Source organism: Methanosarcina subterranea, assembly GCF_055385895.1.
On sequence record NZ_AP042426.1, the window covers coordinates 3,963,954 to 3,988,321 of the forward strand.

Genomic DNA, 24,368 nt, shown 5'->3' on the forward strand with positions numbered 1-24,368 from the left:
TTGATCGATACCCGAAAGAAAAGCTCTTCGGGTTGAGGTTATATCTTTACCGATTATAACGGACCAACACATCGATCGGGAGATTTTTAATCCGCCACAGCAACTGCTGCGTGGCTTTTTCCAGGAACTCCTGCAAAAGCGTAAGTTTTTCGGTAAAAACATCACTAGAAAACGCACCATATGATATATACTTTGTGTCGAATTCTGGAATTTGACTATATAAAGTGGTTTTAAAATGATTTCCAAATGTAGAGGACTATTCGTGCCCCTCCGGGATTGATCTGCCTGTAAATTGATTCTATCCTTCCATCTCTCAAAGCCTGAGCCTCAGAGAGGTCTTCAGCCTCAAGTATAGCACAAACAGTTTCGTTAATCTCACCTGAAAATTCAGCTTCAAGTTCTGCCCGAATTTCTTCTCTTATATGGTCCGCCAGCAGGTCTTCAAGCAGAGAGAGTTCTGCACTGGATGCAGTTTCAGAATAAGTTTCGGGGTCGAGTACAAACCCTGTTGCAAGCAGGTTTGAAAGATAAGCATTAAATTCGTCTTCCGTTGAGGAGGAATTTTCCTCACTCGCATTTTCAGAAACCCCGTAAAGCAGGATCTCAAAGGACTCATCTGCTTCCTCTCCCAGAACCGATCCAGAATAATCTGACGGGAACAGAAGCTCAACAACCGTCTCTGCTCCCTCAAGAGCTGCTGCATCAAGAGAAGCATTAAAAGCCTGGAAAAGTGTCATTGAAGCCTCTTCGTCAGAAGCATTAAGTGAAGCTTCAAGCATGGAATCATTCACACAAGCAAAAAGGACGTCCTTGGAAGGTGCACATGCATAAAGAGGCATGGAAAGTTTTGTACTCTGTCGGATAGCATCTGCAGGAGGTTCTTCTCCGATTATAAGTTCACTTTCCATAGGGAAAACTCCCACAGGATGCCAGCAGGCTTCAAAACGATAAGAAAACCTTCCTGCAATTTTCCGGTCCAGATAAACAGCAACAGTTTCAGAAGCCTGATCGGAATAATCCTCAGCAAGAGGATTGAGGGAAACAACCGAGCCGTTTACTGGCAGTGTAAGGGAGATAGCCAGGTATTCGGCTGTCAGGTCAGCAAATGTCCTGTGTTTCTGTTCCTTTCCGAAAAGGGTGTGAGCAGGACTTTCCACAATTGAGTTTTCGGGGACTGAAACGTTAAGTACTGAAAGAGGAGAGATTTCATATTCGAAGTTCTCAAGTTTACATGAGAGAAGGGATTCGAGCAGAGAAGTATCCAGTTCTGAGGAAGACACATATCCGGCTGCGAGATATTGTTCATCAGCCTGCAGGGAGGGCATAAGAATGACACCGGAGAGTGAAATTAACACAAGTAAAAAGAGAGCATCAAAAACTGTAGAGTAACCTGAAGATTCTCTAACAGCCCAGATCTTTAATTTTCTATATTTTACGACTGTACTTTTTATAATTATACTTTTTATGATTATACTTTTTATGATTATACTTTTTATGATTATACTTTTTATGATTATACTTTTTACGATTATACTTTTTACGATTATACTTTTTATTTTTGTATTATTTACTTTTTGTATCTCTCCAGATCTATGAGAAGTTCTAAAAGCCTTCATCTATTCACCTAATTTCTGTCATTTGATCAATTTCCATCCTCTATCCATTCCTACCGTGAATTAGATATCCTGTCCACCTGTCCAGGACCGGTTAACTCCTGTTTCGATATTTACTCCAGATTGATCATGTTTTACACCCATGGTGTATTATAAAGTACCACAGTAAGGGTTCCGGGAACCGATTCTGCGGCGTTTAACTCGATTACAACCGGCACTGAAGCTGCAACTTTCTCCTGTTTCCCCATAAGATAGCCAGGTTCAACAAGATCAGGCTCGATTAGCCACTGCCATCGTCCATCTCCGGTCCTGATTTCGACCAGAAACGGATAGTTTCCGGAAAAAGATGCAAAAAATGTGATTCTCTCATCACGGCTATAGGGGTCTGAAAGCTTATCAAGAGCTGGTGCAGAAAGTTTACCAGGGTTTTCGGCCCTAAGATCAGGTGCTTCCGCTATAGTTCCCGCAAGAAGGGAGGCGCTTTCATAATTTTCAAGGGCAAAAGAGCGGTCCTCATATCCCATATATGCCCTGGACAGGAGGGCTGCAAATACAACAAAACCTATGACTGCAAGAGCAGTAGCGACAAGGTCGGAGTGTGGCTCAAGTGCTCCTCTTTCATCTCTGAGGATTGAAGAACCTGATTTGTTTCTAAGTTTTCTCACAGCTGCCAGTAAATTATTGATAAACAAGGACATAACCAAAAGCAGAAACCCCCTCACTATCATTTATATAAACAAATTCTTTCTTTATTGAGATATTTTCATCTGCGATTAAAACTACTTCTTCAGTCCCGGATACCTGGAGAAAATCATTAACTTCCTGAAGGTTAGCTATAAGGGGAGATTCTTCACTACCATCAGCTCCGAACTCCGTACGCAGCTTTTCCCTGAGTGTAGACTCGTTGAAAGGCAGAACCCTGAAGGTAAAAGGCCTTACAGCACTGAAATTTTTTTCATCATACCTGGCTTTTAAATGGATATACTCTCCTGAAACGCAGACCTCTATATTTTCCCCGAATAGAGAAGCCAGAAAGGCATCCTTTTCATCAAAACGAAAGGAGAGCTCTTCCTGAGCCTCCCCCTGAAAACGCCCTGTTCCAGCTTCATCTACCGCGGTTTTAAAATTCCTGGCAAGAAGGTCAAGCTGTTCCTGCGCCTCGATGACTTTAAAACCGGCAGCCAGTTGAAAAAGGGCTGCAAAAAGGACCACACTGGCAAGAACCAATGCAGCTTTAGATATTAGAAAGTCAGCCCATGCAGACTCGTTTCCTGAAAACTCCTTTACCATACAGGTCTTTCCTGACTTCACGTTCTTCGGTCAGCTCCGATTTCTGAGATGAGAACAAACAGCCTGCCTGATCCTTGGTCGATCTTTGTTGAAAGAAATAATCTATGCCTACCCGGACCAAGGGACGCGGGCCCGTTAAGCTCCGGATTCGAGAAGGAAGCATATGCGGGATAAAATTTCGATTTTCCTCCAATAGTGATGCAATAATTATCCGCATTCTCAGGCCAGTTCTTCTCCCGGCCCGGCAAAGTCCCGAAGTCTGCATATGCCCCACGAGGCAAATCTATCTCAAGGATAATCTCACTCCCTTCTCCGCGTATGGAAAGCTGTTCGCCAGCAGCTGTTAGTTTTGCAACCTCATCCAGAGTTTCCTGCTCTTTTACCCCGTCCAGAAAACCGGAAAGAGAGACTGAAGAGATCAGCACAAGTACAGCGAAAAAAGTACCTGTAAATGTAAGCCTGAAAGGAAGCCCGCATACTGCAGACTCATCAGTTCCAAGCTTACAGGCTAAAACCTGAGCCTTACTAGCCGTAAATTTACCCCCTTAACTCCAGATCCAGAAAAAAGTTATGAATTGGAGACAATAAAAGTTAGGCAGTCTGATTATAAATAGATTATCTTTTGTTTTAATTGAAGCATTTGAAGACAAATGAAAAAGAGGCGGTTGCGATCGATAAAATAATAGCCGAGATGGAAAGGATAAAGCAAAAATTGGAGTAAAAATTGGAGAAAAGAAAAAAAATTGAAACAGAAATAAAAAATTAAAAAGAAAAGAGAAAAAAGAGAGAAAAAAATGGGGTAACGGAAGAGCAAGTAAAAAATAGAAGAGGAAAGAAAGAGGAAAGAAAGAGGAAAAGAAAAAGAAAGCAGACAGAAGGTAAATTGCACGTAAAATTGGAAAAAGGAAACAGAAAAAGAGAAAAGGAGAAACAGAAAAGAGAAAGGAAAAAACAGAAAGAGGGAAAGAAAAAAAAGGATGAAAGAAGAAAACCTTTCGGTTTACTGTTCTGTAATTTTTCCTATCACTTCTTCCAGCGTTAAAAGTTCCTGTTCTCCGGACACCATATCCCTGAGAGTTAATTTCCCCGCCTCGAGCTCTTTTTCTCCTACAATGACTACATAAGCGGCATTGACAGTATTGGCATACGAGAGCTGGGCTTTGAAGTTGCGCTCCATTAGGTCTATCTGTACTGGTAAATACTTTCGTAATTCAGTTGCAATCTTTACGGCTTCCAGATGAGTTTCGGGTTTTGAAACCAGTACAAGGCTTTTGAGCTCCGGAGGTAAGAGAGGACAGATTTCCATTATCCTGTCAAAACCTATTCCGAAACCTGTTGAAGGCACGTCTCCGCCCCCGAAAAGCTGGATAAGCTGGTAAGAGCCTCCTCCACATACCTGTTTCTGAGCTCCCAGGCCTTCGGCGTAGATCTCAAAAACCATGCCCGTATAATAATCGAGCCCGCGTGCAATCCCGAAATCAAGAGAGTAATTGACACCGTATGCATCAAGGAGTTTAAGGGTCTTTTCAAAGCTTACAAGCTCAGGGATGTCCCCGACTATTTCTTTTGCCTGCGGGAGGGTATACCTGCCTTCCAGTTTGATCAGACGAAAGAGATCAGCCTTCAACTGCTCTTCTGCCCCTATCTCTTCAAGCAGAGCTTCAAGGCCTGCATACTCTTTTTTGTCCACAAGCCTCATGACCTTGCTCACGATTTCAGGTTCAAGCCCCTTTAAAAGCGTACGGATTACTGCAAGGTTTCCAAGCTTCATGTCGCCCTGTATGCCCACAGCTTTTAACAGGGCATCGGCAAGGGCAATAACCTCGGCATCAGAATCGGATTTTCCACTCCCTATAAGTTCGACTCCGAACTGCCAGAACTCCCTGAAGCGGCCTTTCTGGGGGCGTTCGTAGCGGAAACAATTTTCAAAGTAGAACAATTTCAAAGGCTTTGGGAAGGGCTGGAGTTCATTTACATACATCCGCATGACAGGAGCCGTAAGTTCCGGCCTGAGGGTCATGTTCCTTCCTCCTTTGTCCGTGAAGTTATAGAGCTCCCCTATAATTCCTTCTCCGGACTTAAGGGTAAAAAGGTCCAGATGTTCAAACGTGGGCGTAATGATTTCACTGTAGCCCCAGTTGCGGACAACATTTCGCATAACGCTCTCCACGTACCTTCTCCGGGCAGTATCTGCGGGTAAAAAGTCCCGGGTCCCTCTTGGCCTGTTGACTGTCATTTTTTAATGCACCTGGTATATTGAATTTAGAGGATTTATGCTGAAGACATAACCGCCTGTTAGGATAAATAACTCTATACATTCCATAAACAGAATATAAGGATCATGTAAAGAGTCAGTATTTCTAAAATTGTACGGGATTTATTCTACTTCTCTTCAGCTTTCTGGATGGTAGTTAAAAACAAGCTATTTTACTTTTTCGTTATTTACGCTCTACAGACTAAAAATACCTGTGTAGAAGGAGCCCGAAAAATAGGTTCTATAAAAGGAGAAAAAACAGATATAATATATTTTTCTTGTAAAATAAAGTAGAATGGATTCCAGAAAGCAGAGTTTTCGCAATCAAATAACCATAAATCAAATAAAGGCAAGTTTACACCGGCTAATATAATAAACAACTTAATATACATGATTTACGCTAAATATTTGTGATCAACGTGTCAGAGCAAAGAAGTGTACCTTTAAGGGAGCATCTGCTATCCCTGAAGCCCTGCAGACATGGAGGGCTAATCCAGGAAACTTCGGAGATGTACGGGATCCCCGAAAACGAAATCCTCGACTTCAGTGCAAACTTTAACCCGCTGGGAAGCCCTTTTGATTACCCGGGAAGCGGACTTAACTTTACCAAAATTATTGAGGAGAGCTTCGGAAAACTCCTGGAATACCCCGACAACAGGTATCTGGAGTTCAGGGAAGCTGCTGCAAGATTCGTAGGACCTGGAGTAATACCTAAGAATATTATCCCTGGTAACGGATCAACGGAAATAGTCCGGCTTGTGGTCGAATCTGTGATAGAAAAAGGAGATAAAGTCCTTTTACCCTGGCCCACTTTCGGAGAATATGAAATGCAGTGCCGGGTCATGGGAGCAGAACCGGCATACCCCACACAGGACGAGGTGAACACTCTTTCTGATGAGATACTGGAAGAAGCAAAGATCCTTTTTATCTGCAACCCTAACAACCCTACAGGAAAACTCCGCAGTAGAGAAGAACTTAAAAACCTTGCAGAGCGCTGCAGGAAACATCAGACTCTTCTTTATGTAGATGAAGCTTTCATAGAGCTCTCCGATCCTTCGCAGAGTGTTGCAGATCTTCCTGCAAATAACGATTATATTTTTGTAATGCGTTCCCTTACAAAAGATTTTGCAATCCCCGGAATCAGGATGGGATTCGGGATAGCTTCTCCGGTTATGGCTGATATCCTGAACACAGCCAGGCTGTCCTGGAACCTCGGAGCTATTGCAAACGCTACCGGAATAGCGCTTCTTAACATACAGGGCGGGATTGACAGCCCTTACCTGCAAAAAGCAAGGGAAATGATAATGGAAGAAGGGGAAAATCTCAAATCTAAACTTAACAGGATAAGAGGTTTTGAAGCCGGAGAAGTGAATGTAAACTTTATCTTCGTCGATATAAGCAAATTCATACTCAACTCAAGTGAACTGGCTACACGCCTTGCAGCCCGCGGAGTCCTTATTCGGGACTGTATCTCTTTTCATGGCCTTGGAAAAGACTACATAAGGGTTGCAGTGAGGACCGCAGAAGAAAACGACAGGCTCATTGCTGCGATCGGAGAAGTTATCACCGAGTGGGGCAGAGAACAGGCAAAGAACGAACTGCAGCACGTAATAGAAAAAGCGAGTGAAGAAGGCATAGGGGGCAGAAAGACCTGCGAATACTACCCATGCCATTTTGAAGGTCAGAACTGCACTTTCTGTTTCTGCCCGTTTTACCCCTGTGAAAATGAGAAAACAGGAGGAAAATGGATTCAGAGTTCAAGAGGCGGCAGGGTATGGAGCTGTGTTGACTGCCACCTTGTCCATAAGAAAGAAATAGCCCAGCAAATCCTTGACTGCCTGATGCAGGAAGGAGATACGGACAAACTTGTGAAAGTAGCCTGGAAAAAAGTGATGGAGCCCATTTTATGATTATTCCGGACAGCGGGCACCTCGCTCTGGTACTTCTGCTTGCTGCATTTATAGACATCGTTCTTGGAGAACCTCCTGCTGCTGTTCACCCCGTTGTCTGGATAGGAAAATTAATCAGTTTTTTGAAAAACGCAGCCCCAAAAACCCACAGGAAACTCTACGGCACTGCAATGGCTCTTTGTTGTGTTTTCTTTGCATCTTTACTGGGGTATTCCGTCCTCTACATCGCAACCCTTCCGGGAATTCCGTACATTTTAGCACTCTTAATCGAAGCCTACTTCCTGAAAGCCACCTTTGCAATCAACTGCCTGCTGAGCCCTGCCAGAAAGATTTACAAACACCTTGAAGAAAATCAGCTGGAAAAAGTAAGGGAACTGCTCCCTATCTACGTCAGCCGGAACACCTCCAAACTGACAAAAACTCAGATGTCTTCAGCAGTTATTGAATCCGTCTCCGAAAATTACGTAGACGGTATCCTGAGCCCTATTTTCTATTACGCACTTTTCGGGGAATTAGGGCTTGTGGCTGCATACGCATTTAAAGCCATAAGTACCCTTGACTCGATGGTAGGGTATAAAACCGAGCCTTACAGAGAACTGGGATATTTTTCAGCAAAGTCAGATGATGTATTAAACTGGATTCCTGCCCGGATTTCAGTTATTTTTATCCTTGCTGCAGCCTTTACAATATCCTTATTCCCTAAAAAAGGAAGAAAAACCAATCCCCTTGACAGCATAAAGACTGCGCTCGAAGACGGGATGAAGACCCCGTCCCCCAATTCCGGCTATCCGATGGCTGCTACTGCGGGAGCCCTGGGAGTCAAACTTGAAAAACCTGATACTTATGTTCTGGGAATCTCGTACCCCCCTACCGAAGTAAAAGATATAAAACGGGTATCCCAATTAATAGCAATTGCTTCAGGCTTTTCACTTGTTGCTTTTGTGGCAGTTATCCAGATGGCGGGAATCTACCTTTATTACCCGTAATCTGTAGATGTACATTCATCAATTCCCCTATTAATTTGAGCTCATTGACTTACAGGATCCTTGTCAGGTTCACAATCCGGACTTTTGTGCGGAAGCCGAGACTCCGAGAAACCGGAATATACCTGGCAGGTAATGCTGGAAGCAGTAAAACTCACCGTAAAATCCAGAATGTTAACCGGTATAAAAGCTTAAAACAAAGCTTAAAACAAGTTCCTGATTTAAGGATCTAGTTTCAAGACCAACAACTCCAAGAACCTCAGGAAATCTAACATAATAATTTCAACAACCCCGGAGTGATCAGTATGAAGTTATCCGATATTGAGGAAAGGGACCTGAAAAAAGGGCAGCCTGAAAAAATAGAGGGAAAAGCTACCATCGATATCCTCGATGTCCTGGCAGAAGAAGGCATAAGCGTCCAGGACCTTGCGGACACGGCTCTGGAAATGTACGTCCCTCATCCCGGACTTGAAACAAGGGAAAAAGCCGAATCCCTGTTTAAAAGAGAACTTAAATTCGCTCTTTCTGACCCAAATCTCTGCCTTTTGATTTACTCCGGGGTCCTGCTGGAAAGAGAAGGTAGAGCCGGAAGCCTTCCGAACCTCAGCAAAAGTTCTTATGAAAAAGACCTTAGTTTCATAATTGCTGACGAAGTTCTGGGCAACAGCATCGCAAACTATATCAGCGGCTCTAAAGGGACATTCGAGTTTGTCAGGTATGACAAACTAAAACCCGGAATCCTTGCAAATCTGGGGCCTTTCATGGACGATGTCATAGGGGGCCTTATAGGAGGGGTATCCTCCAATATGTATTCAAGAGGTATGGCAGAGTTTGAAAGAAAAGACTGAAAAACAGGCGATACATAATGAATTCATACTTACTTGCATTTAAGTCGGGTTTTGGCTTCCTGTCCACGATTCCTGTAGGGATCAGTATGGAAGGGATCGACGAACTCATGAAAAAGATATACTTTTACCCTGTCATTGGAGCCGTACTCGGGCTTCTCATAGGGGCAATTGCATACGTAGGGCAGTTGATATTTCCGGGCCCTGTCCTTGCAGCCCTTATCATGGGGTCTGTATATTACTTTACAGGCTTCAACCACCTCGATGGAGTTACGGACATGGGAGATGGCTTTATGGCCCATGGGTCCCGTGAGAAAAAAATTAAAGCCTTAAAAGACACAACCCTCGGGACAGGAGGAGTTGCTTTTGGCATGCTTGTACTGCTCACCCTTTACGGTTCCATAAGAGCGGTACAGGATGAAGGCTTTACTGTCGTCGGTTCGAACCTTCCGTTGCTTATATTTGCATCCATGTTTATAGCAGAAGTCAGTGCCAAGCAGTCAATGTTAACAATTGCAGCTTTTGGAAAACCGCTCCCACGCCCGGAAAAACAGGCTTATCCTGGCCTGGGGGAAATGACAATAAACGGAGCAACCCGGAAAAACTTCCTGATAGGATTTATTTTCGGAGCGGTTGTGTGCTTCCTGCCCTTTGGGCTAATAGGACTGCTTCCGTATCTGGCAGCATGCATTTCGGCTCTGGTGCTCCTTAACAGGAGCTATGCCCACTTTGGAGGCTTAAACGGCGACGGAATAGGTACAGCCAACGAGATTGGAAGGATAACTGCCCTGATTGTCATTGCAGTTACCCTCAAACTTTCATTAAATGGATACCTGGGAGGTTTAGAATGGACGCTATTGTAATGGCAGGAGGATTCGGGCAGAGACTTGGAATGGGGGAAAAACCCTGCGTAGAACTGCTCGGAAAGCCACTCATTACCTATGTAATAGATACCCTCAGATCAACGAAAGATATAGACAGAGTTTTCGTAGCGGTCTCGCCTGTTACCCCGAAGACCGAAATCATGATCCAGGAACGCTATAAAGGCGAGGTTCAGGTAATCAGGACCTTTGGAGGAAACTATGTAGGGGACATGATACATGCAGTGGAAACTGCAGAAACGACAGGTCCGGTAATGATTATAATGTCAGACCTGCCCCTAATAGATTCTGAGCTTATTGAGTCAGTGATAAGGAAATACAGGGAAGAAGGAAAACCGGCACTTTCCGTGTATGTCCCGATCAATGTATGCAAGGGAGCGGGAACCAGGCCGGATACCGTATTTAACAAGGATGGGAAGCTTATCGTGCCCGCGGGAGTAAATATCCTTGACAGTTCTCAGATTCGAAACGAACAGGAAGACTTTAATCTGATACTCGATAATCCCAGACTAGCAATAAACGTAAATACCGTTAAAGACCTGCAGCGCTGCAAGGATTTGCTGCAGTGTTCAAACTAAAATTTGCTAGAGGTGTCATATATTCTATCCTTAAAAAACCTGATATTGAGCCGTGATGGGAAGAAAATTCTGCGTGGAATCAACCTTGAGGTAGGGGACCGTGAAATCCACAGTATCATCGGCGCAAACGGTGCAGGAAAAAGTACACTTGCATATACCCTGATGGGGCTCCAGGGTTATGAACATGAAGAGGGCAGCATCATTTTTAACGGGGAAGATGTTGCAGTACTTTCGATAACCGAACGTGCAAAAAAAGGCATAACTCTTGCCTGGCAGGAACCCGCCCGCTTTGAGGGGCTGAAGGTAAGGGACTACCTCGCAATCGGGGCAAGAGGCAATGGAGGCATCACGGAAGAAGAGATAAAGGAAGCCCTCCGAAAAGTCGACCTGAAGCCTGAAAAATACCTTTCCAGAGAAGTAGGCGAGGCATTGAGCGGGGGCGAAAGGAAGCGGATTGAGCTTGCCTCCATCATTACCATGAAGCCGAAACTTGCAATCCTTGATGAGCCGGACTCCGGAATTGACGTGGTTTCCTTAAAAGAAATTGTCTCCCTGATCCGGACGCTCAAAGAAAACGGCTCGTCAGTGCTTGTTATTACGCACAGGGAAGAAATTGCAGCTGCCTCGGATAAAGCGTCCCTGATGTGCGAAGGGGTAATCCTCAGGAGCGGAGACCCCCTGGAGATAAGCGAATTTTTCAAAAACAGATGCATACCCTGTGACAACCGGGTATCCCCCCCAAAGGTGGTCTGAAAAATGGCTCAGATTACATTAAATGCACTTTCCAGAGAAACGGAAGACATAACTGCAGCTTACACAGCAGCCGGAGGAGATGCTGCAGTCCTGCATAACCATGGGCTCGCAAGCCTTGTGGTAAGCGGGAACAAAGTTCTCAGCGCAAATGGGACCGAAGGCATAGTGCTTGAGAAGAAAGAGACCGAATACGGCGTGGACATCAAAATGACCATCAAAAAAGGTTATAAGATCCCCCTGCCTGTCCACCTTTGCTTCGGGCTTGTCCCTAAAGACGGAATCCAGGAAATCAAAATGGACTTCGTAGCCGAAGAAGACTCAGCTGTAGAACTTATCGCCCACTGTACTTTCCCGAACGCTGAAAAAGTTATCCATAAAATGGATGCTGAGATGGTTATCGGAAAGAACGCGTCTCTGAAATACACAGAGACTCATTTCCACGGCCCATATGGCGGAATTCAGGTGCTCCCGAAAGCCCATATAAAGATAGAAGAAGGAGGTAGCTACTACACAAACTTTTCTCTCATTTCCGGGAGAGTTGGGTATCTGGAATTCGATTACAGTGTTGATGCCGAAAAAGATTCGATCTGCGAGATGGTCACCAAGGTCTACGGAAAAGCGGACGATAAAATAAAAATTCTCGAAAGGATCTCTCTTAACGGAGAAAATGCCCGCAGTGTAATTAAAAGCCGGCTTGCAATAACCGATAACGCAGAATCCGTGTTCAGAGGAATCACCGAAGGTCACGCCCCGAGAGCGCGCGGACATGTTGACTGTATGGAAGTTATCCAGGGTAACGCAAAAGCTGAAGCCGTGCCTATTGTCCGTGTAGACAACCCTCTTGCCAAGGTTACACATGAAGCTGCAATCGGCTGCGTGGACAAAAAGGAAGTCGAAACCCTTATGGCCCGCGGTCTTGAAGAAGACGATGCAATAGACATCATAGTAAAAGGAATGCTGGCTTAAATTTGCCTTTATCCCTTATTTATCTGAATCCGGCATCCTGTAAACTGGAGTTTTCAGCCAATCAACAGCAGTTTATCAGGAAAACTTAGAGATCACAACATAGATGGAGGTGGAAGGTATGAGTGGTGAAATAATCATCCTTGATAAAAAGTATTCGGAAAGAAACCTGCAGCTAATTACCGGAAAAAAGGATATACGTTCGCATACTATTGATATCCCCGAAGAAATGTTGCTTTTAAGTGAAGTAATTGAAGATCCCAGAAAACTTCCTTACCTGCTGGAAACCTTTCATACTGCGCAGATAAAGAATGAAAAAGCTTTTCATTTTGCCCTGCTCAGAGTCCAGGTAGATTCGGATATAAGGATGCATGAAGACATCCAGAGATATCAGCAGAGAAAATACGTAGCCGAAACCCTTGAGAAGCTGCTCTACGGGGAACTTATGCTCTCAGTCGAAGAGAACTCGGGGCTTGAGGACGACTAAGCTATCTGGAGGCAAATCATATTCCTTTAATAATTATTACAGTCTTCGTGCTGCTCACGCTATCATGTATGCAGTAGAAGTAGACGCTTTTCAGAATTCATTTCTATCCAGAACTGGTATGTTTTATCTAAACTCCCGATTTTTTACTTTCTACTAGAAGAAGTGTCTTCCTGTAACCAGGGCTGAAAATTAAGGAAAAAACACTTTCTTTTTTATATCTTTTTTATATCCTGAACTTTCTGTTAGTCCCGTTACCACGATATGGGAAAATTTTGATTATTAGAAAAAATAAACCGATTTTAATAATTTTCGAATGATATTAATATATTTATTTAAAATATATTGAATAGGGTGAGTCAACCCGGAAAACAAACACCTCACAGCTCTCCGCGGGAATTTCTGCAGTGAGAAGCAAGTTGAATTTTTCCTAAAATTCATTTTCCCTAAAAAAGGTTTTTACTTTTTAAAAAGTAGAGACAGGGATTTCTTTCAGTTTGAAGTATTTTTCCGGTTCTCTTACACGACTTTGAAAATGGGGGTTGAGAATGGCAAGCAAAGAAGAACTGATACAGGAACTTTCGGATGCAATAATTTCCTGTAAAAAGGACAGAGTGATTGCAGCCGTAGAAAAGGCAAAAGAAGTGATGGAGCCTGCAGAGATTATTGATAAAGGGCTTGCTGCCGGCATGAATCAGGTAGGGACTCTTTTTGAAAGAGGAAAACTTTTCCTGCCGCATGTAATGATGGCTGCCGATGCAATGACTGCCGGAGTCAAGATCCTTGAAGCTGATCTGCCTGCAGGGGCTGAGACAAAGAAACTTGGGGTTATCGTAAACGGGACCGTTGAAGGGGATGTGCACGATATTGGCAAGTCTATCGTCTCAACCATGCTTCAGTCAGCTGGTTTTGAAGTCCACGACATAGGCAGAGATGTTCCTATAAAGAACTTTGTTGATAAGGCAAAAGAAGTCAATGCTAACATGATCGGACTTTCAGCTCTCATGACCACCACAATGCAGGGGCAGAGAGAAGTTATTGAACTTCTCAAAGAAGAAGGAATGAGGGAGAGAGTAAAGGTTATGGTAGGGGGTGCCCCTGCAACCCAGGCCTGGGCTGACAAAATCGGAGCTGACTGTTACGCTGAAAATGCAAGTGAAGCTGTAGCAAAAGCAAAAGAACTGCTCCTGGGGAAGTGAAAAGATATGGCAACTGAATATGCTTTGAGAATGGGAGACGGGAAACGTATCTTCCTTACGAAAGAAAAGATCATGGAGGAACTTGAGGCAGGTGTGGCAAATGCCGCCGACCTCGGTGAGATCTCCGGTCTGAGTGCCGATGAAGTCGACAAGCTTGCAGAAATCCTTATGATGCCCGGAAAGTCAGTCAGTGTGGAACACGGCATGGAAGTGCCCGTAACTCACGATATCGGGACTCTGAGGCTTGACGGCGACCAGGGTAACAGTGGTGTAGGTATTCCCTCAAGCCGGCTTGTCGGCTGCATGATGCACGAGAGGGCTTTTGGTGCCGACACCATGGAACTCGGGCATATTGACTACAGCTACAAACCTGTAAAACCCGTGGTCTCAAACGAATGCCAGGCAATGGAAGTCTGCCAGCAGAACATGGTTATCCCACTCTTCTACGGTGCAATGCCTAACATGGGGCTTTATTATACTCCTGACGGACCTTTCGAAAACCCTGGTGACTTGATGAAGGCTTTCAAAATTCAGGAAGCCTGGGACTCCATGGAGCATGCAGCCGAGCACCTTACAAGGGACACTGTCTGGGTTATGCAGAAGCTCTTTGCCTCGGGTGCGGATGGTATTAACTTTGATACAACAGCTGCAGCAGGCGACGCTGATATGTACGGGACCCTGCATGCGGTTGAAGCCCTTAGAAAAGAGTTCCCTGACATGTACATCGAAGTAGGAATGGCAGGAGAAATGGTGCTTGGGATGCACGGGAACCTGCAGTATGACAGCGTGACTCTTGCAGGGCTCTGGCCACACCAGCAGGCTCCACTTGTCGCAAAAGCAGGAGCAAATGTTTTCGGGCCTGTATGCAACACAAACACCAGCAAGACTTCTCCATGGAACCTGGCACGGGCAGTAACTTTCATAAAAGAAGCCGTAAAAGTCTCAACCCTTCCCTGTCACGTTGATATGGGTATGGGTGTGGGCGGAATTCCGATGCTTGAGACTCCCCCAATCGATGCCGTTACAAGGGCAAGCAAGGCAATGGTCGAGATTGCCGGTGTAGACGGCATATAGGTCGGGGTCGGCGACCCTCTGGGTATGCCGATCTCCCACATAATGGCTTCAGGTATGACAGGTATGAGAGCAGCCGGAGACCTTGTAGCAAGGATGGAATTCTCAAAGAACATGAGGATAAAAGAAGCAAAAGAGTATGTGGCAAAGAAGCTCAGTGTTGACACAATGGATCTCTCAGATGAGCACGTTATGCGCGAACTCCGTGAAGAGCTCGATATTGGCGTGATCACCTCAGTCCCGGGTGCCGCAAAGGGCATTGCTGCAAAAATGAATATCGAGAAGGTTCTCGATGTCAAGATAAACTCCTGCAATCTATTCAGAAGACAAACAGGAAGATGACCAGGGATCAAAAAGAACTGAAAGAGCAGAGAAAAGGTTGCAAGAGAAGCAGAGAAAAGTGTGAAAAGAAAAGAGAGAATTCAAAGAGGATTCTCGGGAAAATATATATAGAAAAATATTCAAAATAAAATAAGCAGAATAGTATAAAATATGCTATAAAAAAGTCAACCTAAGGGGGAAATATCCAGAAAAAGGTAATGCTTACCAATAAAAAGCAAAAAACTTTTTCGGAAATCAAAAAACGGTTGGCACTTATACGGAGTCTCAGTGAAAACGATAGCAGAGGCGTTAATCGATAATTGGTCTTAAAATAAAAAACGGGAAAACGTATAAGCTCTAGGGAAGTGGGGAGAAAATACTGGATTTTATTTTTTCAGATTTTACTGGCATAACTGCCTGTATAACCAGAGGAAAAAAATAGAAATCTGAAAGCCATTGGCAATTGATTTTGTTTCCATTTCCATGGAAATGATTCCAGTTTCCATGTAAAGAATACCCCTTTCTTCATAGTCTCTGCATCCTGAACTGAAAATAAAACGGTTTTCCCCGAATAAGGTGAGAAGTAAAATAAACCGGAAAATATTCAGGAAAAAGGAGATAGATAATGGCGCAAAATAATGCAGTTTCAGGATTTAGTTCCCTTCAGGGAGTGGAATTGAGCCTTTTCACGCGAGATGAGCTCAAAGCAATCCATTATGCAACCATGGAAGTTCTGATGGACCCCGGTATCCAGGTCTCTGATCCCGAGGCAAGGCAGATCTTCAAGGAAAATGGCTGTGAAGTAAACGAACAGACTAATGTTGTAAAGATCCCCGAATATCTCGTAAGAAGAGCCCTTCAGCTCGCCCCTTCCAGATTTGTCCTCTGGGGCCGCGACAAGAAGCACAATACCGTCCAGGAATCCGGCGGTAAAGTGCACTGGACCTGTTTCGGTACTGGCGTTAAGATGTGCAAGTACCAGGACGGAAAGTACGTAACCGTTGACTCCGTGGAACAGGACATTGCAGACATCGCAAAGCTCTGCGACTGGGCAGAAAACATCGACTACTTCTCTCTCCCGGTCTCTGCCAGGGATTGGGCCGGAAAGGGCGCGCAGGATGTCCACGAGACCCTTACCCCGCTTTCAAGCACTGCCAAGCATTTTCACCACATCGATCCCGTAGGCGAGCACGTCGAATACTACAGGGACATTGTAAAAGCCTACTATGGCGGCGATGAAGAAGAAGCCCGGAAAAAGCCGATTTTCTCGATGCTGCTCTGCCCGACAAGCCCGCTTGAGCTCAGTGTCAACGCCTGCCAGGTCATCATCAAAGGCGCACGTTTCGGAATGCCTGTAAACGTCCTGAGCATGGCAATGTCAGGTGGGTCCTCACCTGTCTACCTTGCAGGAACCCTTGTGACCCACAATGCAGAAGTCCTTTCCGGAATTGTGCTTGCCCAACTCACAGTTCCCGGAGCCAAAGTCTGGTACGGGAGTTCTACCACGACCTTTGACCTCAAGAAAGGGACTGCTCCTGTAGGATCTCCAGAACTTGGCCTTATCAGTGCTGCAGTTGCCAAACTTGCCCAGTTCTACGGCCTTCCTTCCTATGTGGCAGGCACCTAGGCTGACGCCAAGATCCCGGATGATCAGGCAGGACACGAGAAAACAATGACCTGCCTCCTGCCAGCCCTTTCAGGGGCAAACACGATTTATGGCGCCGGGATGCTTGAGCTTGGAATGACTTTCTCAATGGAACAGCTGGTAATTGACAACGACATTATCAAAATGGTAAAGAAAGCAATGCAGGGAATACCGGTTTCGACTGAAACTCTTGCAGTAGATTCCATCCAGAAGATAGGGATAGGAAATAATTTCCTTGCCCTCAAACAGACCAGACTGCTTGTGAATTATCCGTCCGATCCCATGATTATTGACAGAAGGATGTATGGGGACTGGGCTGCATCCGGCTCTAAAGATCTTGCAGCCGTGGCGAACGAAAAGGTCACAGACATTCTGAAGCACCATGAGGTTCCGCCAATAGATGTGGATATTCTCAAGGACATGCAGGCGATTGTGGACAGGGCTGACAGGGCCTTTAAGGAGAGTTAAACAGAAAGGGAGGTAAAAAATGGCGAGCAAAGAAGAAATTATTGCAAAAGCAAAAAATTCAATTACTGAATTTGATGAAGAAATGGCACAGGAAGCTGCAAACGAATCCCTTGCAGCAGGAGTTGACCCAGTGGAAATCATCGAACACGGATACACGGCAGGTATGCAGTACGTGGGAGACCAGTTCGAGCAGGGGACTCTTTTCCTGCCTCATGTGCTTGCAGCTGCAGAAGCGATGAAAGCAGGAATCGAAGTTCTGCAGCCGGAAATGGAAAGGCGCAAATCCAAAACCACAAGGCTCGGAACAGTTGTCATAGGGACAATTGAGGGTGATATACACTCCATAGGGAAGGATATTGTTGCCTCAATGCTCAATATTGCAGGTTTTGAAGTTGTGGACCTGGGAAGGGATGTGGCTATCAAAACCTTCATTGAAAAGGCAAAGGAACTTAAGCCTGATATAGTTGCCACTTCCGCCCTCATGACCACAACTATGGTCAACCAGATACAGATTGAGGAACAGCTGAAAGAAGCAGGGATGCGCGACCAGGTCAAAACCATGGTAGGGGGCGCACCTGTTACGCAGGACTGGGCTGACAAAATAGGGGCAGATGTCTATGGGGAAAATGCGACCGACGCTGTAAACAAGGTAAAAGCAGCCATTAAACGCTAAAATAAAGAAAGGCAGGGGAGAGAGGGATAAATTAAAACGGATTTTTTAAGAATGAACCTGGCTCCCCTGATCATCCTTCCTGGAAATTAAATAAAAAGGAGGAGTTAACCTGGACCTGAAAGCTTTGAAAGAGCAGGAAAGCAGGAGAAGAGTCAGCAAAGGGTATATGTGGGCTCTTTTCTGTGCTGTATTCTGGGGAATCTGGTATCTGCCAGGGACTGTAATATGGGTGCTGAATCCTTTTGATGAAATGTTCGGAGCAATTGCAGAAACAAATGGAGATGGAGTTTCTCTCGTAGTTACTGCAGCTTTGATAACCGCTTTTAATGCACTCACTGTTATGCTTGCACTTATGCTCTGGAACGGAGTGCTGCAAAAATTCGGGGAACTTTCCCGAACACTCAAGGAATTCAATCCCTGCTCCAAATGGTTTTTCCTTGCCTCGATCTTTGGGGGACCAATAGCAATTCTTGGATCTTTTATGGCTATGGGATTTATAGGAGGAGCATTTGCAGCTGTTGCAGCTCTTCTTTATCCGGTTATAGGGTCCGTACTTGCTTATTACTGGTACGGAGAAAAAATCACACGAAGGGCAGCGATAGGGATTGTTGTCATTATTTTTGGAGGAATCACGATTTTCGGAGGCGGACTGGCTACCGAGCTTGCGGCAGGTGAAGTTCCCTGGATAGGTTATCTGGGCGGTCTTATGGCTGCAGTTGGCTGGGGAATAGAAGGAGCTATCGCAGGCAAAGGGCTTGATATCTCCGAACCGGATGTTGGCCTGACCCTGCGCTTCCTCGGAGAAAATATAATCTGGTGGATAATTATTGTGCCGATTCTGGCAATCGTCGGTTTCCCGATGTATTCTTATGCAATTCAAGCCTTCGAACCGCTTACGCTTCTGGTTCTGATCTTTGCAGGAATCACATTCGGATTCTGTTATGTGTGCTGGTATAAGTCCTTCCCTTTGATAGGAGTTGGAAGGGGCCAGGGAATAGGGAACCTCTATGGTTTTTTTGCAGTTATATTCATTTTCCTGTTCTTCGGGGATATCCCCCAGTGGACAATTCTGGTAGGAGGAACGCTCTGTATCATAGGGAGTTTCGTGATGTTCACGGAAGAAGCTACAGAGATCGAAACTCTGAGAGGTGAGTGAAATGGGCAAGAACCGGCCTATTAAATTCAGGATCCTGGAGCTGTTCCTTGATGGAAAAGAACACTGGAACTATGAAATAGTTTCAAAGATCCAGAAAGAGTACGATATGAACAGTGCGTACGGCAGGGACAGCATCAATTTTGATATCATTGAACTGGCTTCAGGAGGGATGCTAAAGGATTCGGAACAGAGAGTCGATGAAGAAGGGATCTATAAAAAAGGATTCCTGCTGCACAAATATGTGATTACGGACTTCGGAAAAGTCCGCGGATCAGATGCCTGCATAAGGTACGTGTAAGGAGAACATGTAAAGAGGAGAACATTGTTAAGGAGGAAAAAAATATGGTACAATCCGAGGCTGCTATAGAAGCCTACAATGAATACTGGGCTAATTCCTTCATTCCGGGAGCCGACATAATGTGGATGGTACTCATCCTTGTCCTTGCAGTTATTGCCCTCTGGCAGGCAAGGATCTTTATCTCGCAGTTCTGAGCAAATGGATATAATTAGCTATCCCATGAAAAAGAGAAATCAATCATACGGGGAAATTGAAAAAAAGAATATCACTGTTAAAGTTTTCCGCCCAAATCCTGCTATGCAGTTGGCCTATTTGGGCGGATTCAGCGAATTAAAATACCCACTTCAATCAATTAATATGCTTTTATGATTAAAATAATTATGATCAACATGATCCAAGAATCGACATCGAAACAGGCGTAATCCAGCGAAAACTGAGCGTCAGCGCTATGAAAGTACCTGTTGATAATTATTGCAGCCCCTAAGCCAAAAGCCGACTACCTAATCCTCGGTCTCCTACGATAGTCATATCGTAACTTTCGTTATACCGCTGGACTCTGTTCACAACAGTCCTAAAAAAGTCGTAATTATCCTGCAATCTCAGGTCTTTTTTGTATATCGGCTGCCACTGATAGTGAAAAATTTCATTCCACACTGTTTCGAAGTCCGCAATAAGCTGAGGATTAAATGTTGGTTTTAGTTTTATTCCACTCAGAGTTTCCATCATTTCTCATCACCAAAAACATCAGCATAGAACTCGTCTTTTGTGATTGCAGGTGCGAGTTTGCGCGGTGTTTGAATTTCTCCGCGTGTGAATTTTATGCCGTCCGGCATGTCTGATACCAAAAACTCGCCTCCCTTGCGCCAGCCTTTACTTCGAATTATCGCTGCCGGAATCACTAACTAGCAGCTTCCGTTTGTAAGATTTTGTTGGAGTTTTGCCATATTTGACCCGATATCCCTCCACCTATTTATAGTTAACTGACTAGTCAATCAATAGAACCAAGAGACTAAAAAAGGATCTATATTATACGTGCGCCTGCATATGGGTACATTGGGCTGCTTTGCAGGCTCAAGGCTTGAAAAATAGACAGGAATTAAGGGGTTACCCCTGAAAGCCTGTAGAGGCTCTAAATAATTCAAAAAAAGAAAAGAAAGGAAATCGGTCATGGCTAAATTGCCGGAATTAATATTTTTCATCTATCTGTGAATCCAATTCCTACTTGGGACTATTCTTCAGTTAATCCCTTTCTTATTCATGTATAAAAGGATTAAAGTGATTAAAAGTATTGTAAGATAACCTCCCGTTCTAATCGCAGTCGGATTAATTTCTATATTCAATAAGGTCGCAATTATTATTACAATGAGCCATAGGAAAAAACCCAGTAGATTACTTTTAAGACCTATTATGTCTTCAGTTCTCTTTTTTTCGTCAATTACTTTTCTTGAGACTATATAATGTCCCAGTATTAAGAAGAAAACGACAAGACCAATATTAACCCAAACAACTATTTGATTAGAAAAAAGTAATACGTCGCTCATCAACATAGACAAAATAAACATAATATAACTAAGTACAATGCCTGACAGGAGTCCCAAAATCTCTTCAGGTTTGAGTTTTTGTATTTTCATAAATATCACATTTAAATTTAATTTTTGTAATCATCAAACTAGGACTTACTCACTTATGATGCCAGATCAAATACAGTAGACATCATAGTTGAAATTTAAGTTTTGAAAGTTACTAGTACATCGATTCCATATATCCTCAATAAACCACGGATAAACACAGATGAACACAGATGATTTCAATTCGTGTTTATCTGTGTCCATCTGTGGTTCTTTTATGGGAAATCCATTGACCTGTGTTGATTTTAAAGTCCAATTTTATTCCCATAATTTGGAATCGATGCACTAGTTTACTACTGTTGTTTTGTAGTTTAAATCGTGAGCCCTATTATCTTAGATTTGAAGAGCGAGAGAACATAATTAAAAAATATAAAAGGACGAACTTGTTTAAATTTCGTCCTCGTGCTGTATCATTCGTGGCGTATGTTTATGGGTTTGACATACCTAAGCTGTTCCATAAAGTGTAAGAAGCAACTCTAAAGTATAGAGGCACTGTTCGCCACATCCCACCAAGGTAAACGGGAGCCCATGTATAAGACTCCCAGTACCAAATGCAGTCCTGTTCATCAAGAAGTGCTTGACTAGTTTGTGAAGTCAAAAAAAGTCCCAAAACTCCTCCAGCAACTGCACCAACCATATTTCCAACAAGATAACCAATTGTCGCTCCAGCAACAGTTGGGGCTAAAGCAGCTATCGCAGCTGAATCATATTTATTAATATGGTGATGGGTAAGTGCATTGCCAGCTAGATAAAAGGACTCATAATCATATGCATCATATGTAGTATAATCTGGGTGCTTATATTTTATACCAGATCCCTTGATGAATGTTATGCCATCCCAATTATACAGTGTTGTTGTCCCCTTTACAGTATTGGTCTGACTAGAGGATTTTTCTAGTACTTTGCTAGTTTCGCCTGGTTTAATAGGGTTGTACTCTGAAGTCACTGTGTTAACTAATTTCCCTTCGTTGTATACGTCAGTCTTGAATTTTCCAGCTTCTTGTAAAACTTTATACTCGAAACTCGATTTTTCATTATTCGTTAGATTCTTCAATTCCATTTTTGCTTCAGTATATTCAGAGTTAGACTCAAAAGATATGAGCATATCTCCGACTTGTACTATATTAGTGGTATCGGTGATTTCAATCACTTTGAGTTCAGGTGTTTCCTCAATAATCTTTTTTCCTTTCTGGTCAGAAGATACCGAAGAAAGTTCATCAGCCTGTGCCGTCACAGCCGGCACAAAAGCAATACTCAAAAGAAGTACTGCCATAAACATTGCACTTATTTTAATTTTCTTAATCATATTTTTTCTCCTGTTTAGCACCCAGGAGGCAGAATCAGGCAAGCTAAGTCTTAAATAAAAGCACAGCTAACATAATTACTGCCTCTTAGGGCATGTTTATAGAGTTCGGGGTAACTGAGGAAAACTACTTCCAAACTCTATAAACTCCTTTTACCTAATTCTTTATAAGTTTTCTGTCCAGACCATCAAACAATCTCTTTTTCACACTTGTTTTGAATCTGAAATTGTTTCTTGACCGTTGATTGTTTGATGATCTGGCGAGAAACTATAAATATATATACTTTCCTCATCCGTATTCAATAAATTTTATAAAAACTAGAGTAATATGATATAAAGTCTTTTAATTCATGTTTAAATTAAATAGTGTTAAATCTAGATCCATGAATTCCTTAATCTTAACATACTGGTGAATAAATGCATGATTTATAATATTCTTGGATATTTACAGTCCCAAGGCTGCGAGATCTCCCGAAGGGTGGTAAATTACATCCCACTTTCCCCAGCGAGCCTGTAAATTACTCCAGTTTACAAAGTTTGCAGGACTTACCCAAAACTCGCCCATACTTCATCACATTGTTACTTTGTAAATTCAGAAATTCGGAAAATTTTGCTCGAACTCCCTTAGTCTGGGGTCATTTTCACCAAAAACCATTACTTCGTCAAAATCTGGGAGAACATAGAGTTGAAAATCAGCCAGCCTTATTCTTCGTAAAGTTGGGGGCTCTCAGCCTTAGTAAAAAATTCGCGAGTGTCTTCTGTCACTTCATTTGACAGTTCCCTTCAAAATATGATTAAATCCTCCCTTTAAGGGTCTTCGGATTGTGTTCCTCTTTATCCACTTCCTCGATTAACGCTGTCAGGGACTTCCCTATATTCCGAGAATTGACGCAATATTTACAAAAAAGATGAAACTGTATTCTTGCTATTTAGGCTATCTATTCTATTACCATCGAGCCTTAGAATAACGTTTTTAAATCCATCCTAAGATTACCTCTCTGGCATATCTTATTAAAGATATAGAGGTAGTGTTTATATGATAAATGTATCTCTAGATATCACAAAATATACCAGTCAGTATCGTCCACCGAGAGGTCTTCTTTTAAGCCGACTTCCCGTCTGGGAAGCCCGAAGGCGTCGGTAATTGCATCGGAAAGGTCCTGAAGGTATTCTTTGGATGAGAGACTGTTGTAAATGAAAGGTTTATCGGGCTGAATCATCTTTTGAATTGTATCTTCCTTCGGGACAACATCCACATTTATATTGACCATTTCCAGGGCTTTTTCCATTGCAGTCCGAAAGTCCCCGATACAGTAGGCTATCCTGTGCCTGTAATTCTCCCTGGTCTTTTCAAGATAAGCAGCAATCCTTTCGCTCTCTATCTTTATGAAGTCTCTTTTGATTTTTGTCACATTGCATTTGCCCATCATGAAAGTATAGTTCATAAAAGGGTACTGAGTATCAAGTTCCCTAGGAGCAATCCCGCAGGTTCCGAAAGTCACTATGTGTACATCCTTCGGATTTAAAATCCCGAAAATAATCCGGTCAAATTTTTTATGGGATGGGCTTTCATGGTAAGGTTTTCTCTTGGCGCAGGGAACAAAGATACATACTTCCCTGAAAGGAGCTTCATACTCATTGAGAACCCAGTCATTTGCTTTTATCATATCAGGGTGGTAAATTATTCTCTCGGTGTCAAGAGGCTCTTCGGAACGTTCATCTTCAGGGATAATGGGCTTCATAAGACCTCAAAGCTTATTGAGTCAGGAAATTATATATATAATTAACTAACCTGATCCCTTTAGAGTTATTGTTTTTTTAAGAGCTGTCAGAAAAAGTATAGTAAAAAATATTCGGCAGATAAAACGGAACATTTAACATATATTATCTAATAAAAATAATAGAGTTTGAAAGAGATAAATAAGTTTATAAATATATTCACCAATATTGCTAGCTAAATAACACATAACGGTACTTAACACAATTGGGGAGTATTCTTTTAAAAGCAAATTTGAAAACTGAAGCCAGGTTTTTGATTTCATGAGCAAACTC

23 protein-coding genes and 2 pseudogenes are annotated in these 24,368 nt (G+C 43.3%); 16 read left to right on the forward strand and 9 right to left on the reverse strand.

The features are described from left to right. Positions 1 to 230: 230 nt before the first annotated feature. The 5 genes from ACZ5A8_RS17270 to hisS all read right to left on the reverse strand — a co-directional run bounded on the left by ACZ5A8_RS17270 (position 231) and on the right by hisS (position 5,139). Positions 231 to 1,616, reverse strand: coding sequence for a DUF7284 family protein (locus tag ACZ5A8_RS17270; RefSeq protein ID WP_464530548.1), 1,386 nt, complete (start codon positions 1,614 to 1,616; stop codon positions 231 to 233). A gap of 131 nt (positions 1,617 to 1,747) precedes the next feature. Further along, a complete protein-coding gene (locus ACZ5A8_RS17275) occupies positions 1,748 to 2,311 on the reverse strand; it encodes a hypothetical protein (RefSeq protein ID WP_464530549.1) in 564 nt (187 codons plus the stop codon). Then, positions 2,292 to 2,903: a hypothetical protein gene (locus ACZ5A8_RS17280; RefSeq protein ID WP_464530551.1), complete on the reverse strand. Its 612-nt coding sequence runs from the start codon at positions 2,901 to 2,903 to the stop codon at positions 2,292 to 2,294. The genes ACZ5A8_RS17275 and ACZ5A8_RS17280 overlap by 20 nt, the downstream gene beginning before the upstream one ends. 17 nt (positions 2,904 to 2,920) lie before the next feature. After that, positions 2,921 to 3,328 carry a hypothetical protein gene (locus ACZ5A8_RS17285; protein WP_464530552.1) on the reverse strand — a complete coding sequence of 136 codons (408 nt, stop codon included), beginning with the start codon at positions 3,326 to 3,328 and terminating at the stop codon, positions 2,921 to 2,923. 575 nt (positions 3,329 to 3,903) lie between these two features. Next, a complete protein-coding gene (gene hisS, locus ACZ5A8_RS17290; RefSeq protein WP_464530553.1) occupies positions 3,904 to 5,139 on the reverse strand; it encodes a histidine--tRNA ligase in 1,236 nt (411 codons plus the stop codon). 437 nt (positions 5,140 to 5,576) lie between these two features. On the opposite strand from hisS, the gene cobD reads away from it, so the two are divergent. The 16 genes and pseudogenes from cobD to ACZ5A8_RS17370 all read left to right on the forward strand — a co-directional run bounded on the left by cobD (position 5,577) and on the right by ACZ5A8_RS17370 (position 19,754). After that, positions 5,577 to 7,067 (forward strand): threonine-phosphate decarboxylase CobD, encoded by a 1,491-nt coding sequence (gene cobD / locus ACZ5A8_RS17295; RefSeq protein WP_464530555.1) that lies wholly within the window; start codon positions 5,577 to 5,579, stop codon positions 7,065 to 7,067. Beyond that, a complete protein-coding gene (locus tag ACZ5A8_RS17300) occupies positions 7,064 to 8,053 on the forward strand; it encodes a cobalamin biosynthesis protein (protein WP_464530557.1) in 990 nt (329 codons plus the stop codon). Before cobD ends, ACZ5A8_RS17300 begins: the two co-directional genes overlap by 4 nt. Positions 8,054 to 8,355: 302 nt before the next feature. After that, the gene (cobZ, locus tag ACZ5A8_RS17305; protein WP_229390175.1) at positions 8,356 to 8,898 is read left to right on the forward strand and encodes an alpha-ribazole phosphatase CobZ; all 543 of its coding nucleotides are present in this window, start codon (positions 8,356 to 8,358) and stop codon (positions 8,896 to 8,898) included. A 17-nt stretch (positions 8,899 to 8,915) separates the two neighbouring features. Then, a complete protein-coding gene (cobS, locus tag ACZ5A8_RS17310) occupies positions 8,916 to 9,758 on the forward strand; it encodes an adenosylcobinamide-GDP ribazoletransferase (RefSeq protein WP_464530558.1) in 843 nt (280 codons plus the stop codon). Continuing rightward, entirely contained in the window at positions 9,743 to 10,354 is a 612-nt protein-coding gene (locus ACZ5A8_RS17315) for an NTP transferase domain-containing protein (protein ID WP_229390177.1), read from the forward strand. Before cobS ends, ACZ5A8_RS17315 begins: the two co-directional genes overlap by 16 nt. Before the next feature lie 45 nt (positions 10,355 to 10,399). Further along, positions 10,400 to 11,107, forward strand: a complete 708-nt coding sequence (locus tag ACZ5A8_RS17320) for an ABC transporter ATP-binding protein (protein ID WP_229390178.1) — start codon at positions 10,400 to 10,402, stop codon at positions 11,105 to 11,107. Between the two features lie 3 nt (positions 11,108 to 11,110). Continuing rightward, a complete protein-coding gene (locus tag ACZ5A8_RS17325) occupies positions 11,111 to 12,073 on the forward strand; it encodes a SufB/SufD family protein (RefSeq protein ID WP_464530560.1) in 963 nt (320 codons plus the stop codon). Between the two features lie 118 nt (positions 12,074 to 12,191). Continuing rightward, complete coding sequence (locus ACZ5A8_RS17330; RefSeq protein WP_229390180.1) at positions 12,192 to 12,557, forward strand: hypothetical protein; 366 nt, start codon at positions 12,192 to 12,194, stop codon at positions 12,555 to 12,557. Positions 12,558 to 13,102: 545 nt separating this feature from the next. Next, positions 13,103 to 13,753: a dimethylamine corrinoid protein MtbC gene (gene mtbC, locus ACZ5A8_RS17335; protein ID WP_464530561.1), complete on the forward strand. Its 651-nt coding sequence runs from the start codon at positions 13,103 to 13,105 to the stop codon at positions 13,751 to 13,753. A 6-nt stretch (positions 13,754 to 13,759) separates the two neighbouring features. Next, a pseudogene (mtbB, locus tag ACZ5A8_RS17340) lies at positions 13,760 to 15,166 on the forward strand ([dimethylamine--corrinoid protein] Co-methyltransferase). A gap of 604 nt (positions 15,167 to 15,770) precedes the next feature. Further along, a pseudogene (gene mttB, locus ACZ5A8_RS17345) lies at positions 15,771 to 17,258 on the forward strand ([trimethylamine--corrinoid protein] Co-methyltransferase). 19 nt (positions 17,259 to 17,277) lie between these two features. Beyond that, positions 17,278 to 17,931 carry a cobalamin B12-binding domain-containing protein gene (locus ACZ5A8_RS17350; protein ID WP_229390182.1) on the forward strand — a complete coding sequence of 218 codons (654 nt, stop codon included), beginning with the start codon at positions 17,278 to 17,280 and terminating at the stop codon, positions 17,929 to 17,931. Between the two features lie 109 nt (positions 17,932 to 18,040). After that, a complete protein-coding gene (locus ACZ5A8_RS17355) occupies positions 18,041 to 19,087 on the forward strand; it encodes a DMT family transporter (protein WP_229390231.1) in 1,047 nt (348 codons plus the stop codon). Between the two features lies 1 nt (position 19,088). After that, positions 19,089 to 19,385, forward strand: a complete 297-nt coding sequence (locus ACZ5A8_RS17360) for a hypothetical protein (protein ID WP_464530563.1) — start codon at positions 19,089 to 19,091, stop codon at positions 19,383 to 19,385. 44 nt (positions 19,386 to 19,429) lie between these two features. Continuing rightward, positions 19,430 to 19,579, forward strand: coding sequence for a hypothetical protein (locus ACZ5A8_RS17365; RefSeq protein ID WP_164477374.1), 150 nt, complete (start codon positions 19,430 to 19,432; stop codon positions 19,577 to 19,579). A gap of 25 nt (positions 19,580 to 19,604) precedes the next feature. Further along, positions 19,605 to 19,754 (forward strand): hypothetical protein, encoded by a 150-nt coding sequence (locus ACZ5A8_RS17370; RefSeq protein ID WP_464530564.1) that lies wholly within the window; start codon positions 19,605 to 19,607, stop codon positions 19,752 to 19,754. 353 nt (positions 19,755 to 20,107) lie between these two features. Here the strand turns inward: ACZ5A8_RS17370 and ACZ5A8_RS17375 are convergent, their stop codons facing one another. From ACZ5A8_RS17375 to ACZ5A8_RS17390, 4 genes are all read right to left on the reverse strand, one after another. Next, complete coding sequence (locus ACZ5A8_RS17375) at positions 20,108 to 20,230, reverse strand: hypothetical protein (protein ID WP_268765573.1); 123 nt, start codon at positions 20,228 to 20,230, stop codon at positions 20,108 to 20,110. Between the two features lie 390 nt (positions 20,231 to 20,620). Continuing rightward, on the reverse strand, positions 20,621 to 21,016 hold the full coding sequence (locus ACZ5A8_RS17380) for a hypothetical protein (RefSeq protein ID WP_464530566.1): 396 nt from the start codon (positions 21,014 to 21,016) through the stop codon (positions 20,621 to 20,623). A 424-nt stretch (positions 21,017 to 21,440) separates the two neighbouring features. Further along, the gene (locus ACZ5A8_RS17385; RefSeq protein ID WP_048049915.1) at positions 21,441 to 22,319 is read right to left on the reverse strand and encodes a glycine zipper family protein; all 879 of its coding nucleotides are present in this window, start codon (positions 22,317 to 22,319) and stop codon (positions 21,441 to 21,443) included. 1,055 nt (positions 22,320 to 23,374) lie between these two features. Continuing rightward, entirely contained in the window at positions 23,375 to 24,058 is a 684-nt protein-coding gene (locus tag ACZ5A8_RS17390; RefSeq protein ID WP_464530568.1) for a DUF5591 domain-containing protein, read from the reverse strand. Positions 24,059 to 24,368 lie beyond the last annotated feature (310 nt).